This is a genomic window from Pseudomonas sp. B14-6 (assembly GCF_013260315.1).
GTDB classification, from domain to species: Bacteria; Pseudomonadota; Gammaproteobacteria; order Pseudomonadales; family Pseudomonadaceae; genus Aquipseudomonas; species Aquipseudomonas mandelii.
On record NZ_CP053929.1, the window covers coordinates 3,249,095 to 3,263,017 of the forward strand.

The window sequence follows — 13,923 nt, forward strand, 5'->3', positions numbered from 1 at the left end:
AGGGGCGAATGGAGCCGCCATCTAAAACCATTCACGGCAGCGCGTCATATATTTCAATCCTGCAATAAAGCGTCAGCACCGCAATAAACCAGACATCTTTGTGCAAGGCCTGGGGCTCAGCATCTCGGCGAATTCCTCCCGAGACTTGCGTCCATGTTGCCTTTCAAATGTGCTCCCTGGCTGGTCCGCAACACGTCGATGGCCGTGCTGGCCGCCGGGCTGGCGGGTTGCAGCAGCCAACCGCCGGCGTCCGCCACCGTGACGTGTGCCGAAATCAGCTATTCGGTGTACGACCCGGCGGAACCGTTCAACCGCGGTGTCTTTGCCTTCAATCGGGTGGCCGATGACTATGCCCTGGCACCGGTCGCCCGTGGCTATCGGTACTTGCCGGACTTTTTCCAGACCGGTGTGCACAACTTTGTCGCGAACTTTGGCGAGCCCAAGGTCTTTATCAACGACCTGCTGCAAGGCAACCCGATGCGCTCGGTCAATACGTTGGGACGTTTCGCGCTCAATACCACCGTGGGCGTGGTGGGCTTGATCGATGTGTCCGGCATGGCCGGCATCCCGCGTCACAAAGCAGATTTCGGCCAGACCTTCGGCGTGTGGGGCATCGGCAACGGTCCGATCGTCGAGCTGCCCTTGTTCGGCACCTCGAACAGCCGCGATGCAGCCGGGCGAGTGCTGAGTTTTGTGGTCGATCCGTTCGGCAGCAACAGCGATACCGTGGACACGCTGTCCACGATCAACACGGTCGGCGGCATCGTCGATGGTCGAGCCGAAGCATTACCGCTGACCGACAGCCTGCAAAAATTGCCGGATTACTACAGCGCCTTGCGCAACGTGGTCGCCGAGCATCGAGCCGCTTATGTGGAGGATGGCAAACAAGGCTCAGCGCAAACAACCCAACCTCAATGCGAAGGAGTACCGACCGATGGTTTCTGAAAGCAATCACTTAACGCTGCAACAGCGAGTGACCCGGCACGACGCGGTTAATGTGCACTGCCGGGAAATCACCCTGCGCCTGTCACCGGACTGCCGCCAACTGGTGCTCAGCCGCTACACCGAACACTACGGCCCGGCGGTGGTGCGCTGGATCGAGCGCAGTCATACGGTATCGCTGAGCGAGCTGTTTCGCTGGCTGGTGGCCAATGGGGAAACCAGTGTCATGAGGGGGGACAGCCTTTCGCTGCCTTGATGAATCGCCCGTCTCACTTCAACACCACGCCACTGATTTGCTATCGTGCACGCCATCGCCCCACCTCAAAGAACAATGGACGCCATTGTTACCAAGGAAGAATGAATGGTTCTCGTCGCAATATTGGTGTTCTTGGCTGCGTCAGCGGGGATGTGGTTCTGGATAGTGAGGAACCGTGGCAGCTTGTATCTGTGGTTCGCCAACCTGGCAGGTGCTCTGGCCAGTTTGATTGTCGCGACGATCGTGCTGATGTTCATGAGCCCCGATGAGACAAAAACACGACCCGCTTACTTTCTCTATACGATCATGGCGACCTTTGGCGTCTTCTTCGGAACATGGCTCTTCACAGTCGCCAGGTTCAAGCAGGATGAGTATCCGGTCGGGCGCCATTTGATAGCCGGAGCTTGCAGCCTGGTGACGGCATTCCTGACGTTTGTGATATGCGCAGTGATCATTGATGGCAAATGAGCACTGCCCGGCTCGGCTTTACAATTTCAGCAGCAAGCCAGTAGCCATCAGATAATCCCGGGCGCTGCCTGCGCTATCATCGCGCGCTCTGTGCACCAAGAGTCTTGAACCTGCATGCCCATGTCTTCGCCATTCCCCGACAGCCATCGCTCTCTGCCACCGGTCCTCGCCGGCCCGCTGTTGCGGCGTCTGGACCCCACGCGCCTGGTGCTCTGGCTGGTAGGAACCCGGGCATTGTCGCTGACCTTGCGCCTGCAAGGTGTCGGTGACATTCGCCTCGATGCCGGGCAATGCACGGTCATTCCGGTGGGCAAGCATGCCTTCGTCCACCTGATCGATGTACCACTGGCGACCGCCCTGCCCTGCGACACCCTGATCGACTATGACCTGCTGATAGATGACGCGGCGACCGGTATTGCCGACTGGGCGCCTCATCTGCTGTACGGCGAAGCCCGTTGCCCGAATTTCGTCTTGCGTTCGCGCATTGATCAGTTGATGCACGGTTCCTGCCGTAAACCTCACCACCCGGCAGCCGACGGTTTGCTGTGCGTCGATCGTTTTCTGGCGACAGAACATGCCGCGACGGAGCGCCCGGCCCTGCTGATGATGAGCGGCGATCAGGTGTACGCCGACGATGTCGCCGGTCCGATGTTGCGGGCGATCCATGCGCTGATCACTCAACTGGGGCTGTTCGAAGAACGCCTCGAAGGTGCGGTGGTCAGCGACAGCGCCAAACTCTACGAACACCCTGCCAGTTATTACCATCGTGCGGATTTGTTGCCGGCGCTTGAGAGCAACAAAACCTTGCGCGAGCGATTTTTCGGCGGAGCGCGCAAGCCGATTTTCACCAGCAGCAGTGCCGACAATCACCTGGTGACATTCGCTGAAGTCATGGCCATGTACCTGCTGGTCTGGTCGCCGACTCCCTGGACGCTGATCGCGCCACAACCGCCAGCGCTGACGCCCGAAAGACGCAAGCGTTATGCCCTTGAACAGACGCGTATCGATGACTTCAAGGGGGCCTGGGGGATGTCGCGCGGGCCATGGCGCATCTGCCGTGCCTGATGATTTTCGACGACCATGACATTACCGATGACTGGAATCTGTCCGCGAAATGGGAGGAAACGGCCTACGGCCATCCGTTCTCCAAGCGCATCATCGGCAACGCGCTGCTCGCCTACATGCTGTGCCAGGGCTGGGGCAACAACCCGGATGCGTTCGGCGACGTGCTGGAAAAAGCCCGATTATTGAGTGCCACGGGGCACGACGATTATCTCGACAGCGACGTCCAGGACGCTCTGATCGATGAGCTGCTCGGCTTTCAACACTGGCATTACGTGCTGCCGACCACTCCGGCGCTGGTTGTCATCGACACCCGCACCCGACGCTGGCGCAGCGAGATGAATCTCAAGCAACCCTCGGGTCTGCTGGACTGGGAAGCGCTCAGCGAACTGCAACAGGAACTGCTCGATCACCCGTCGGCGATCATTGTTTCGCCAGCGCCGATCTTCGGCGTCAAACTGATCGAAACCGTGCAACGCGTCTTCAGCTGGTGCGGTTATCCGCTACTGGTCGACGCTGAAAACTGGATGGCCCATCGGGGCGCGGCCCAGGTGATCCTGAACATTTTCCGACACTCGCGCACACCGGGTAACTACGTGGTGCTGTCGGGCGATGTGCATTATTCCTTCGTCTACGAAGTCCTGATCCGACACCGCCAGGCCGGTCCGAGGATCTGGCAGATCACCAGCAGCGGCATCAAAAACGAATTCCCGCCCACGCTGCTCGAATGGTTCGACCGCCTCAACCGCTGGCTCTACTCGCCGCGCTCGCCGCTCAATTGGCTGACCAAACGCCGTCGCATGCGCATCATCCCGCACATCCCTGAACATGCCGAAGCGGGTGAACGGCTGTGGAATTCGGCAGGGATCGGCCAAGTGTTCTTCAATGAAAAGGGACAGCCGCAGGAAATCTTTCAGCACAATTCAAACGGTGCACCGAAGACGCGGATGATTGCGCCCGACACAGACGACTGAACGTGTGAGCCACCATGAATCTCACTCGAACCCTGATCATCGGCAACTCTGGCGCGGGCAAAAGCTGGCTGGCTAAACGACTGGCCGAACATCTTCATGCGCCGTGGATCGATCTTGATCGGGTTCACTGGGTGTCGGATGAAAGCAGCATCGCCCGCTCTCGCTCCGAAGCATTGGGCATGGCGCGCGTGCTGGCCGATGAAGAGCGCTGGGTGATTGAGGGTGTTTACGGCTGGATCGTCAGCGAACTGATCAACCGTGCAACAGCGCTGGTCTGGCTGTGTGTTGACGACGAAACCTGCGTCGCCAATATTCGTCAGCGAGAAAACCGGCAGGACAACGACGAATTGCTGATCGCGTTGCTGGAATGGGCCGGCAGTTATCGTGTTCGCAAAGACTCCAGCGGGTTTTCCGCACACCGGCAGCTGTTCGAAGGGTTCAGCGGTTCAAAAATCAGGCTCATGGATCGGAGTGAAATCGCGGCCTTCGTGAACACTCTTCCCGACTCATCTCACAGCGTTTGAAAAAGGATTGGTATGTTTGCACGGAGCAAGTTAGTCCCCGAACTGATGGTCACCGACATCAAGAAAAGCCTGCATTTCTGGACCTCGCTAATCGGTTTCAAGATTGCCTACGAGCGGCCTGAAGCGGGCTTCGCCTACCTCGATAACAACGGCGTGCAAATCATGCTGGAGCAATTCGCTCCAGACGAAGGCCAGTGGATGACCGGAGCATTAGAAGCGCCGTTTGGCCGGGGCATCAACTTTCAGATCACTGTTGATCTCGTCGAGCCGATACTCCAACGATTGGCCGAAGTTGAATGGCCGCTGTTTCGTCCCTGCGCCGATGTCTGGTATCGCGCCGATGCGGTGGAGGTCGGGCAACGTGAATTTCTGGTTCAGGACCCGGATGGGTATCTGGTTCGGTTGGTGGAGAGTTTGGGGGAGCGGGTGTGTTTGTCCGGCTGTTGAGGTCACAACAACCAAAACCCCGAGCAAGATCATTCCCACGCTCCGCGTGGGAACGATGATCCTTCCACTAAGCGGTGATTAACGCCCGACAAACCCCTCTGACAATCATCTCCACTTCCCGCTCATCAATCGTCAGCGGTGGCAGCAGGCGGATGGTCTTGCCCCGTGTCACGTTGATCAGCAAGCCGTGGTCGCGTGCGGCGATCAGGGTCAGGTCGCGGATCGGTTGCTTGAGCTCGATGCCGATCATCAAGCCTTGGCCACGAATCGCCAGGACGTTCGGGTCGTCGGCCAGTTCGGCGCGCAGTCTTGCCAGCAGGCGTTCCCCCTGAAGCGTGGCGTTTTCCAGCAGACCTTGTTCTTCGATGATGTCCAACACCGTGCAACCGACACGACACGCCAGCGGATTACCGCCGAAAGTGCTGCCATGGCTGCCGGGGGTGAACAGCTCGGCGGCTTTGCCCCGGGCCAGGCAGGCGCCAATGGGGATACCGTTGCCGAGGCCCTTGGCCAGGGTCATGACGTCCGGGACGATGCCTTCGTGTTGGAAGGCGAACCACTGGCCGGTACGACCGATGCCGGTCTGGATTTCGTCGAGCATCATCAGCCAGCCGCGCCGGTTGCACAGCTCGCGCACGGCTTTCAGGTAACCGGCAGGCGCCAGCTGGACGCCGCTTTCACCTTGAATCGGTTCCATCAGAATCGCCACGATGCGCGAGCCATGGGCTTGCCGCACGTTGTCCAGCGCGTTGAGGTCGCCGAAGGGCACTTTGACGAAGTCGCCGGGCAACTCGTTGAACCCCAGGCGCACGGCCGGGCCGTCGCTGGCGGATAAGGTGCCCAGCGTCCGGCCATGGAAGGCGTTTTCCATCACCACCACCAGCGGCTGCTCGACACCTTTATGCCAGCCATAAAGCCGTGCGAGTTTCAACGCGGTTTCATTGGCTTCGGCCCCGGAATTGTTGAAGAACGCCCGCTCCATGCCCGACAACTTCGTCAGTTTCTGCGCCAACCGCTGCTGCCAGTCAATGCTGTAGAGATTGGAGGTATGCAACAGCAGCCCGGCCTGCTCGCTGATCGCCGACACGATTTTGGGATGAGAGTGGCCGACATTGGTCACCGCCACACCCGCCACCGCATCCAGATACTCACGTCCCGCCTGATCCCAAAGTCGAGTGCCCAGGCCTTTGCTGAAACTCAGGGCCAGGGGTTGGTAAGTGGTCATCAGGCAAGCGGCGGTCATGACATCAAGCTCCATCAATTGTCGGTGTTTTTGCAGTATGGTTAGCCACCTGAGCTGGATAAACGCTGCAACACTTCAATCATCTTAAAGCTGAGCTTGATAATGGATTTATTCCAGGCAATGACGGTTTACGTCAAAGTGGTCGAAGCCGGGAGCATGACGGCCGCCGCACAGCAGTGCGAAATGTCCACCACCATGGTCGGCAATCACCTCCGCGCGCTGGAGCAACGTCTGGGTGTGCGTTTGTTGAACCGGACGACGCGGCGCCAGCGTTTGACGGAGTTCGGCTCCGCCTATTACCAGCGCTGTCTGGAGGTGTTGGGATTGGTGGAGGATTCCGAGCGGCTGGCCGAACAAAGTCAGGACACCCCGAGCGGGACCTTGCGCATCACGGCCCCGCTGACCTTCGGCACTGAAAAGCTTGCGCCGGCACTCAGCGAGTTCACCCTGCGTTACCCGCAAGTCAAGCTGGACGTGGTGCTCACCAACGGGCGGCCCGACCTTCTCGAAAACGGCCTCGACGTGGCGTTTCGCCTGGGCGCAATCGAACCGTCCAACCTGATCGCCCGCCCGCTCATCGACTACACGCTGACCATGTGCGCCTCGAAGTCTTATCTGGCACGCCGGGGCACACCGGAAAAACCCGAAGACTTGCAACAGCACGACTGCTTGTCCTTTGCCTACCCGGTCGGCGATGACTGGCAATCCGTGGAAAAGCAATGGCGGCTGAGCGGGCCGGAAGGCGAAGTCATGGTGGCCGTCAGAGGACCGATGCTGATCAACAGCTCGGCCGGGCTGCACCAGGCTGCTCGAACCGGGATGGGCATCGTGATGTTGCCCGATGCGCTGGTCGAGCAGGATCTGCTGAGCGGAAACCTGGTCGCGCTGATGCAAGACTATCGACTGCCCAGCCGGCCGATGCACCTGGTGTACGCCCAGGATCGCTACCGCTTGCCGAAATTGCGTCGCTTCGTCGACTTCGCCATGCAGATGTGGGCCAAACACTAGCCGGGGCAATACACCATGCACTAATCTCCCGGCTGACGGGTCACTTTGATATCAGTGCAAGGAGAGCGGTGATGGGTGAGGCATCAAATATCGAGCCGTTGAAATTCAATGTGTCGGATTTGAACGAGGACATGCTGCACACCATTCTGGAACTGGTCAGTGACGGCATTTGGGACTGGAATGCCAACACCGGGTTCGTCTACCGCAATCCCGGGTGGTACGTGATGCTCGGCTATGCTCCGCACTCCCTGGACAACACCGTGTTTACCTGGGAAAACGTGATGCACCCCGACGATTACCCGCGGGTGATGGCGTTGTTTGATGCGTACCTGAATCAACGCGCGGCGGGCTATCAAGCCGAGTATCGCTGCCGCAAGCAGGACGGCAGTTATATCTGGATCGAAGATCGCGGCTACGTGCTGGCACGCAATGCCGACGGATCGGTCGCGCGGATGGTCGGTGCGCACCGCAGCATCGAAGACAAGAAACGCCTCTTCGAGGAGATGGAACGGCGCAATCAATCCCTTGAAGCCATCGTCGAAGAACGCACCCGGGAGTTGTCGCGGGTCAATCAGCAGCTGCAAATTCAACTGGAAGAAAATCGCAAACTGGCGGAAACCGATGCGCTGACATCGATCGCCAATCGCTATCGCCTGGAAAAAACCCTGCCTCAGGAATGCGAGCGTGCCCAGCGCTTTCGCCAGCCGCTGTCATTGATCGCCATGGACATCGATGACTTCAAGAACATCAACGATCACTACGGCCATGCCCTGGGAGACGCGGCATTGGTGCAGGTCGTCAAGACCGTGAAACGCTGCGTGCGCTACGGCGATCTACTGGCACGCTGGGGCGGTGACGAGTTCATCCTCATCCTGCCCAATACCTCGCTGGCCGACGCCCGATCCTTCGCCGAAAAAATCCGCCAAGGCCTCTCAAGCATGCCGCCTGTGGGTGAGTTCCAGGTAACCATGAGTTTCGGGGTGGTCCAGCGCTTTGAAGAAGAGCAACAGACCGGCCTTCTGGCCAGGGCCGATCAGGCGCTGTATCGGTCGAAAGTGGCGGGCAAGAATGTGATTTCCGGGTGAGCGCCGTCCTGCATGTCCGCGATGTACTGCCCTCGGAAGCGGAATCCGTGCGGCTGTTTCTTGAGCAGAACGGATGGGCCCACCGCTTGGGATCAACTGAACATTTTGCGCAGTTGATCGCCAGCTCCCAACGTACCGCGCTTGCCGTGAAAGATGCCCAGATCGTCGGGTTTGCCCGTGGCATCACCGACAGCCTATCCAATGGTTATCTGTCTATGGTTGTCGTGTCCGGGCAGCATCGACGTGAAGGCGTTGGCCGGGCGCTGGTCGAGCATGTCATGGGCGAGAACACCGACATCACCTGGGTTCTGCGCGCAGGCCGTGAAGGCGCTTCGGAGTTCTTCTCGCGCCTGGGTTTTGAACCATCGAGCATCGCGATGGAGCGCCCCCGCAGTCGATAGCCAAAACGCCCTTCACATCCCCGCCTTCACCAGCACCGGTTTCTCCTGATACCGATCCGGGTACAGCTGCTTCAGCTGCGCGACTTTCGGCAGGTCGTTGATCACGATGTATGGATACGTCGGGTGCTCGGTCAGAAAGTCCTGATGTTCCTCTTCCGCCGGGTAGAAACCGTTGTAGGTTTCCAGCTTGGTGACAATGGGTTTGGTGAACGAATGGGCGGCGTCGAGCTGGGCGATGTAGGCCTGGGCGACGCGCTGCTGTTCCGTGTTCGCCGGGAAAATTGCCGACCGGTACTGCGTGCCGCTGTCGGGGCCCTGGCGGTTCAACTCGGTGGGGTTGTGCGCCACTGAGAAATAGATTTGCAGCAAGGTGCCGTAGCTGACCTGCGACGGATCGAAAGTGACTTCGACCGATTCCGCATGACCGGTATCGCCGTCGCTGACACGCTCATACCGGGCGGTGCTGGCTTCACCGCCAGCGTAACCGGAGACGGCTTTTTTCACGCCTTTGACATGCTGGAACACCCCTTGGACGCCCCAGAAGCAACCGCCGGCGAAGACTGCGGTTTCGCTGTGGGCCTGGGTGGTTTCATCCAGGGCAGGCGGCGGGATAATGACTGCCTCTTCAGCAGCGCCGAAAGAAAACGCCGAGCATTGGCCAATGACGCCTGCAGCCGCCAAACCCAACAAGGTACGGCGCCAGGTAACCGGGTTTTTCATGAGTCTGACTCCTGAACAAATGATAGGGCGATCAACCGAACGTAAACGCATACGCCGACACACCCGGATCGAGAAACTCGATGCTGAAAGTGCGGTCCGTCACGCCGCCGTTCTGGCGCACCAATTGATACAACCGTTGCTCGGTAACGCTGCCGCTGCCATCGGGGGCGACGTCGGTGCCGTGGGCATCGCCGGGGGCTTTTCCGTCGATCAGCACTTTGAAGCGCACCGGTTTGCCGTCTGCGCCGGGGCCCAGTACCAGGTGCAAATCGCGCGCGTGGAAGCGGTAGACGATTCGGCTGGCCGGCGCGCTTGAAATCGCGCGTTCCGAACCGACGTTCCATTGACCGTCCAGGCCCCAATCGTTGAGTGCCAATTGCGCTGGCGTGCTGTACGCCGACACCTTGTCCGGCACCAGACCGGTTTGCGGCACGAAGTGCTCCGCACGCTGGTAGCCCACATAGGTTTCCGGCGACTGGACTTCATTCATGTCCGGGGCCAGTTGAACCCCGGTGGCATCGGCTGTGATCAGCCCATCGGCGACTTTTGAGGCGCCCGCTTCACGCAGCAGCTGCTGGATGACGCGTTCCGATTCGGCGTATTCGCCTTCACCGAAGTGGTGATAACGAATGCGCCCCTGCGCGTCGGCAAAATAGTGAACCGGCCAGTATTCGTTGTTGAAGGCACGCCAGATCTTGTAGTCATTGTCGATCGCCACCGGGTAGTTGATGCCCAGGTCTTTCATGGCTTTGGTGACATTGCCCACATCCCGCTCGAACGCGAATTCGGGCGCATGAACACCGATCACCACCAGCCCCTGATCGCGGTACTTCTCGGCCCAGGCTTTGACATACGGCAAGGTGCGCAGGCAGTTGATGCAGGAGTAAGTCCAGAAATCCACCAGCACGACCTTGCCCTTCAATGCCTGTGCGGTCAGTGGAGGCGAATTGAGCCATTGCACGGCGCCATCCAGCGGCGGGAGGTTGCCTTCAATCGGCAATGCGCCTGGCGCTTTTGCTGACATTTTCATCGCCCCGCCAGCGGCCATCATCGCCCCGCTGTTGTTCGGTGATTTGCCGGCCAAACGGCCCACCAACGCCTGCTCGAGGCCACCGGTGGAAGCCGTCGAAACCCGCGCCAGGATGCCAGTGTCCAGCCCTAGGGCAATCGCCGCCACACCGGCCAACATCGCCGCGCCCAAACCTCGACGGACCCATTCACCCGCGCCGATCGAGCGCTTCATCGCCGCGAAGACTTTACCGCCCAGCAACAACGCCACGGCGAGGGAAGTGGCGGCACCCGCGGCGTAAGCCAGCAACAGCAACGTGGTGGCGATGCTTGCCCCTTGCAGCGCCGCCCCGGTCAGCAACAGGCCGAGAATCGGCCCGGCACACGGTGCCCAGAGCAGGCCCGTGGCGACGCCGATCAGGAACGAAGCGCCGGGACGCGGACGAGCATCGGCGCCCGCGGCTTCCGACAGTCGGCTGCCGGCCGCCACCAGTGGGCGCGTCAGGCGCTCGGCCAATCGAGGCAGCAGCAGCGTCAGCCCGAACAGTGCCACGAACAGCAACGCGAGCCAGCGACCGTACTGATTGACTTGCACCACCCAGCCGCCGCCCACCGCCGCCAATGAGGCGACGAGCGCGAAGGTCACCGCCATCCCCGCCAACAGTGGCAAGCCACTTTTCATAAACGGCTGCCCGGTGCGAGCGAAGACAAAGGGCAATACCGGCAGAATGCACGGGCTGACAATCGTCAGCACACCACCGAGATACGCGAGAACCAGAAGCCACATAGCATCGACCTGCAATAAATGAGTGAAAGGAAGTGCCCATGGGTCACGCCGCCCCGGGCTCGAAGGTCATCGCCAGACCGTTCATGCAGTAACGCAGGCCGGTCGGCTTGGGCCCGTCGTCGAAGACGTGGCCCAGATGCCCCCCGCAACGCCGGCAGTGGACTGCTTCGCGCAGTACGCCGAAGGAACGGTCCTGACGGGTCGCCACCGCCTTGTCCAGTGGCGCCCAAAAGCTGGGCCAACCGGTGCGGCTGTCAAACTTCGTGTCGGATGAGAACAGCGGCAAATCACACCCGGCACAGGCGAAAATTCCCTCGCGATGCTCGTTGTTCAACGGGCTGCTGTAGGCCCGTTCGGTGCCTTCTTCGCGCAGGATTTCGTACTGCTCGGCACTGAGCATCGCGCGCCATTCGCTGTCACTGTGAGTCACCTCGAACACCTCCGACGCACTGGCCTCGCTGACCAGCGCCGAATGGGCGGCAAATTTTGGCAACACACCGATCACCAGGGCTGCAGCGCCCAGCCCGCCGCTCGCTACAAGAAATTGTCGCCGTGAAAACATGGCCATCTCCAAAATTCCAAGTGCCTGATAGGGAACACAGCCTAGGCTTGGGTTGATCGCCAAATCCTCACGGACAGTTAAACAATTCGTGATAACTCGCCCCGGGGAAAACCCGCACAATGTGCCCATTGCGCTACAAAGGATTGAGCTTTATGGAACAGACCAAACGTGTCCTGGTGGTCGAGGACGACCTGCACATCGCCGACCTTATCTGCCTGCATCTGCGCGATGAGCAGTTCGAGGTGGTGCACTGCGCCGACGGTGATGAGGGTATGCGACTGCTGCAGCAAGGAAGCTGGGACGCACTGATCCTCGACCTGATGTTGCCCGGCGTCGACGGCCTGGAAATCTGCCGTCGGGCGCGGGCCATGGCCCGCTACACACCGATCATCATCACCAGCGCCCGCTCCAGTGAAATGCACCGGATCCTGGGGCTGGAACTCGGGGCCGACGATTACCTGGCCAAGCCTTTTTCAATGCTTGAGCTGGTCGCCCGGGTCAAAGCCCTGCTGCGACGTGTCGACGCCATGGCCCGCAACCTGAAAATGGACGCCGGCAGCCTGATCACCAACGGCCTGTCCATCGACCCGATCACCCGCGACGTGTCCCTCGACGGTCGTCGCCTGGACCTGACCCCGCGAGAGTTCGACCTGCTGTATTTCTTCGTCCGCCAGCCTGGCAAGGTGTTCTCGAGGATGGACCTGCTCAACGCAGTCTGGGGCTACAGCCACGAAGGCTACGAACACACGGTCAACACCCACATCAATCGTCTGCGGGCCAAGATCGAAGCCGATCCGGCACAACCTGCGCGCATCCTCACGGTATGGGGTCGAGGCTATAAATTCGCGGCCAAGGAGGAGCAGCCATGAGGCTGACCCTGACACAGCGCCTGTCCCTGGTGTTCGCCATTCTGTTGCTGGTGTGCTGTGGCACCTCGGCCTGGATGCAAGTGCGCTCCAACAAAATGCACGAACTGGAGGTGGTTCAAGGGCTGTCGCGTGATCTCGCCCAGCACATCGCCCGCGACACTGTGCTGATGGACACCAATGGCCTGATGCCCAATGCCGTGCGCGAATTGTTCAGCAAACTCATGCTGGTCAATCCGAGTGTCGAGGTCTATCTGCTTGATAACGAGGGGCTCATTGTCGGCAGCGCCGCCCCCGAAGGCCGGATGCGTCGGGATCGGGTCGATCTGGCACCGATCCAGCGCTTGCTCAAGGGTGAGGCGCTGCCGATTCTCGGCGACGACCCGCGCAGCGTCGACGGACGCAAGGTGTTCAGCGCAGCGCCGTTGCAGGTCAACGGCAAGCCGGAAGGTTACCTCTATGTGGTGTTGCTCAGTGAAGAACACGACCGCTTCGCCGAACGCGGTGCCACCAGCGCCGCGCTCAATACGGCGCTGCTGTCTATCGGTCTGGTGGCGTCGTTGTGCCTGATCGCCGGCCTCGCCGCATTTGCCCTGATCACCCGACCGTTGCGTCGATTGACCGATCGAGTCAGCCAGTTCGACATCGACGGAGTCCCCTCCACACCGCCCGCATCGGACCCGGTAGAAAAAGCATCGAGCCACGATGAAATAGCCGTACTCGACGCCGCTTTCCGCCAGATGCAAACCCGTCTCGGCGAACAATGGCGCTCGCTGACTCGCCAGGATCAGGAACGCCGCGAATTGGTAGCGAACATCTCCCATGACCTGCGCACACCGCTGGCCTCGCTGCACGGTTATCTGGAAACCCTGTCGCTCAAAGACGCCACGCTGTCCCCCGCCGACCGCCGTCGCTATCTGGGCATCGCCCTGGATCAAAGCCGCAAGGTTGGCGGCCTGGCGCAATCGCTGCTGGAACTGGTGCGGCTGGAACACGGTTTCGTGCAACCGGTGCTGGAGCGTTTCTCCCTGACCGATCTTGTGCAGGACATCTTCCAGAAGTTCGAACTCACCGCCGAAGCGCGCCAGATTGAACTCAAGGCCAACTTCGCGCCCAACGTCTCGGCCGTCTGCGCCGACCTGGGGCTGATCGAACGTGTGCTGACCAACCTGTTCGACAATGCCCTGCGCGATACCCCGCAAGGTGGAGAAATCGAACTGAGCCTGCGACCTCAAGGGCCCTTTATCGAAGTCACCATCAGCGACACCGGCCCCGGCATCGCCCCCGAGTTGCGCGAAGGTTTGTTTCTGCGTCCGTTCAACATTGGCGGTGCCCGGCGCGATGGCGGGCTGGGGCTGCGCATCGTGCATCGGATCCTGCAACTGCACGGTCGCGAGATTCAGTTGATCGACGTTCCGGGACGGGGGGCGACTTTCCGTTTCTCCTTGCCGGTGGATGAGCAAACGGCCGAAAAATGGGCCGTTCGCTCGATGAACCTGAATTCGATGGGGAAATAGCCCGGTTTCAGCGGTCACAGCTTTGAACCCGATACCCGATGCTGAGGCGAGAA

At 60.3% G+C, this 13,923-nt stretch carries 14 protein-coding genes and 1 pseudogene; 11 read left to right on the top strand and 4 right to left on the bottom strand.

The window, feature by feature from the left end; translation table 11 throughout:
* Window positions 1-153: 153 nt before the first annotated feature.
* From HP062_RS14780 to HP062_RS14805, 6 genes and pseudogenes are all read left to right on the top strand, one after another.
* Window positions 154-945 carry a VacJ family lipoprotein gene (locus tag HP062_RS14780; RefSeq protein WP_010458011.1) on the top strand — a complete coding sequence of 264 codons (792 nt, stop codon included), beginning with the start codon at window positions 154-156 and terminating at the stop codon, window positions 943-945.
* A complete protein-coding gene (locus HP062_RS14785) occupies window positions 935-1,198 on the top strand; it encodes a hypothetical protein (protein WP_077749358.1) in 264 nt (87 codons plus the stop codon). Before HP062_RS14780 ends, HP062_RS14785 begins: the two co-directional genes overlap by 11 nt.
* 105 nt (window positions 1,199-1,303) lie before the next feature.
* A complete protein-coding gene (locus HP062_RS14790) occupies window positions 1,304-1,666 on the top strand; it encodes a hypothetical protein (RefSeq protein WP_172791612.1) in 363 nt (120 codons plus the stop codon).
* Window positions 1,667-1,780: 114 nt separating this feature from the next.
* A pseudogene (locus HP062_RS14795) lies at window positions 1,781-3,702 on the top strand (alkaline phosphatase D family protein).
* Window positions 3,703-3,716: 14 nt separating this feature from the next.
* Window positions 3,717-4,226 carry a shikimate kinase gene (locus HP062_RS14800; protein ID WP_172791613.1) on the top strand — a complete coding sequence of 170 codons (510 nt, stop codon included), beginning with the start codon at window positions 3,717-3,719 and terminating at the stop codon, window positions 4,224-4,226.
* Window positions 4,227-4,238: 12 nt separating this feature from the next.
* Window positions 4,239-4,673, top strand: a complete 435-nt coding sequence (locus HP062_RS14805; protein ID WP_172791614.1) for a VOC family protein — start codon at window positions 4,239-4,241, stop codon at window positions 4,671-4,673.
* A 67-nt stretch (window positions 4,674-4,740) separates the two neighbouring features.
* On the opposite strand, the gene HP062_RS14810 is transcribed toward HP062_RS14805, so the two are convergent.
* Window positions 4,741-5,916, bottom strand: coding sequence for an aspartate aminotransferase family protein (locus HP062_RS14810; protein ID WP_172791615.1), 1,176 nt, complete (start codon window positions 5,914-5,916; stop codon window positions 4,741-4,743).
* A gap of 102 nt (window positions 5,917-6,018) precedes the next feature.
* Between HP062_RS14810 and HP062_RS14815 the strand changes: the two genes are divergently transcribed.
* The 3 genes from HP062_RS14815 to HP062_RS14825 all read left to right on the top strand — a co-directional run bounded on the left by HP062_RS14815 (window position 6,019) and on the right by HP062_RS14825 (window position 8,410).
* Window positions 6,019-6,924 (top strand): LysR family transcriptional regulator, encoded by a 906-nt coding sequence (locus HP062_RS14815; protein WP_077749364.1) that lies wholly within the window; start codon window positions 6,019-6,021, stop codon window positions 6,922-6,924.
* 71 nt (window positions 6,925-6,995) lie between these two features.
* Window positions 6,996-8,009: a sensor domain-containing diguanylate cyclase gene (locus tag HP062_RS14820; RefSeq protein ID WP_172791616.1), complete on the top strand. Its 1,014-nt coding sequence runs from the start codon at window positions 6,996-6,998 to the stop codon at window positions 8,007-8,009.
* Window positions 8,006-8,410 carry a GNAT family N-acetyltransferase gene (locus tag HP062_RS14825; protein WP_172791617.1) on the top strand — a complete coding sequence of 135 codons (405 nt, stop codon included), beginning with the start codon at window positions 8,006-8,008 and terminating at the stop codon, window positions 8,408-8,410. The genes HP062_RS14820 and HP062_RS14825 overlap by 4 nt, the downstream gene beginning before the upstream one ends.
* A gap of 12 nt (window positions 8,411-8,422) precedes the next feature.
* Here the strand turns inward: HP062_RS14825 and msrA are convergent, their stop codons facing one another.
* The 3 genes from msrA to msrB are packed head-to-tail and all read right to left on the bottom strand — an operon-like array spanning window position 8,423 to window position 11,487.
* A complete protein-coding gene (msrA, locus tag HP062_RS14830) occupies window positions 8,423-9,130 on the bottom strand; it encodes a peptide-methionine (S)-S-oxide reductase MsrA (protein ID WP_172791618.1) in 708 nt (235 codons plus the stop codon).
* Window positions 9,131-9,161: 31 nt separating this feature from the next.
* Window positions 9,162-10,925 (bottom strand): cytochrome c biogenesis protein DipZ, encoded by a 1,764-nt coding sequence (locus tag HP062_RS14835; RefSeq protein WP_172791619.1) that lies wholly within the window; start codon window positions 10,923-10,925, stop codon window positions 9,162-9,164.
* Between the two features lie 43 nt (window positions 10,926-10,968).
* Complete coding sequence (gene msrB, locus HP062_RS14840) at window positions 10,969-11,487, bottom strand: peptide-methionine (R)-S-oxide reductase MsrB (RefSeq protein ID WP_077749381.1); 519 nt, start codon at window positions 11,485-11,487, stop codon at window positions 10,969-10,971.
* Window positions 11,488-11,639: 152 nt separating this feature from the next.
* On the opposite strand from msrB, the gene HP062_RS14845 reads away from it, so the two are divergent.
* Window positions 11,640-12,356, top strand: coding sequence for a response regulator transcription factor (locus tag HP062_RS14845; protein ID WP_010458041.1), 717 nt, complete (start codon window positions 11,640-11,642; stop codon window positions 12,354-12,356).
* Window positions 12,353-13,870, top strand: coding sequence for a HAMP domain-containing sensor histidine kinase (locus tag HP062_RS14850; protein WP_172791620.1), 1,518 nt, complete (start codon window positions 12,353-12,355; stop codon window positions 13,868-13,870). The genes HP062_RS14845 and HP062_RS14850 overlap by 4 nt, the downstream gene beginning before the upstream one ends.
* Window positions 13,871-13,923 lie beyond the last annotated feature (53 nt).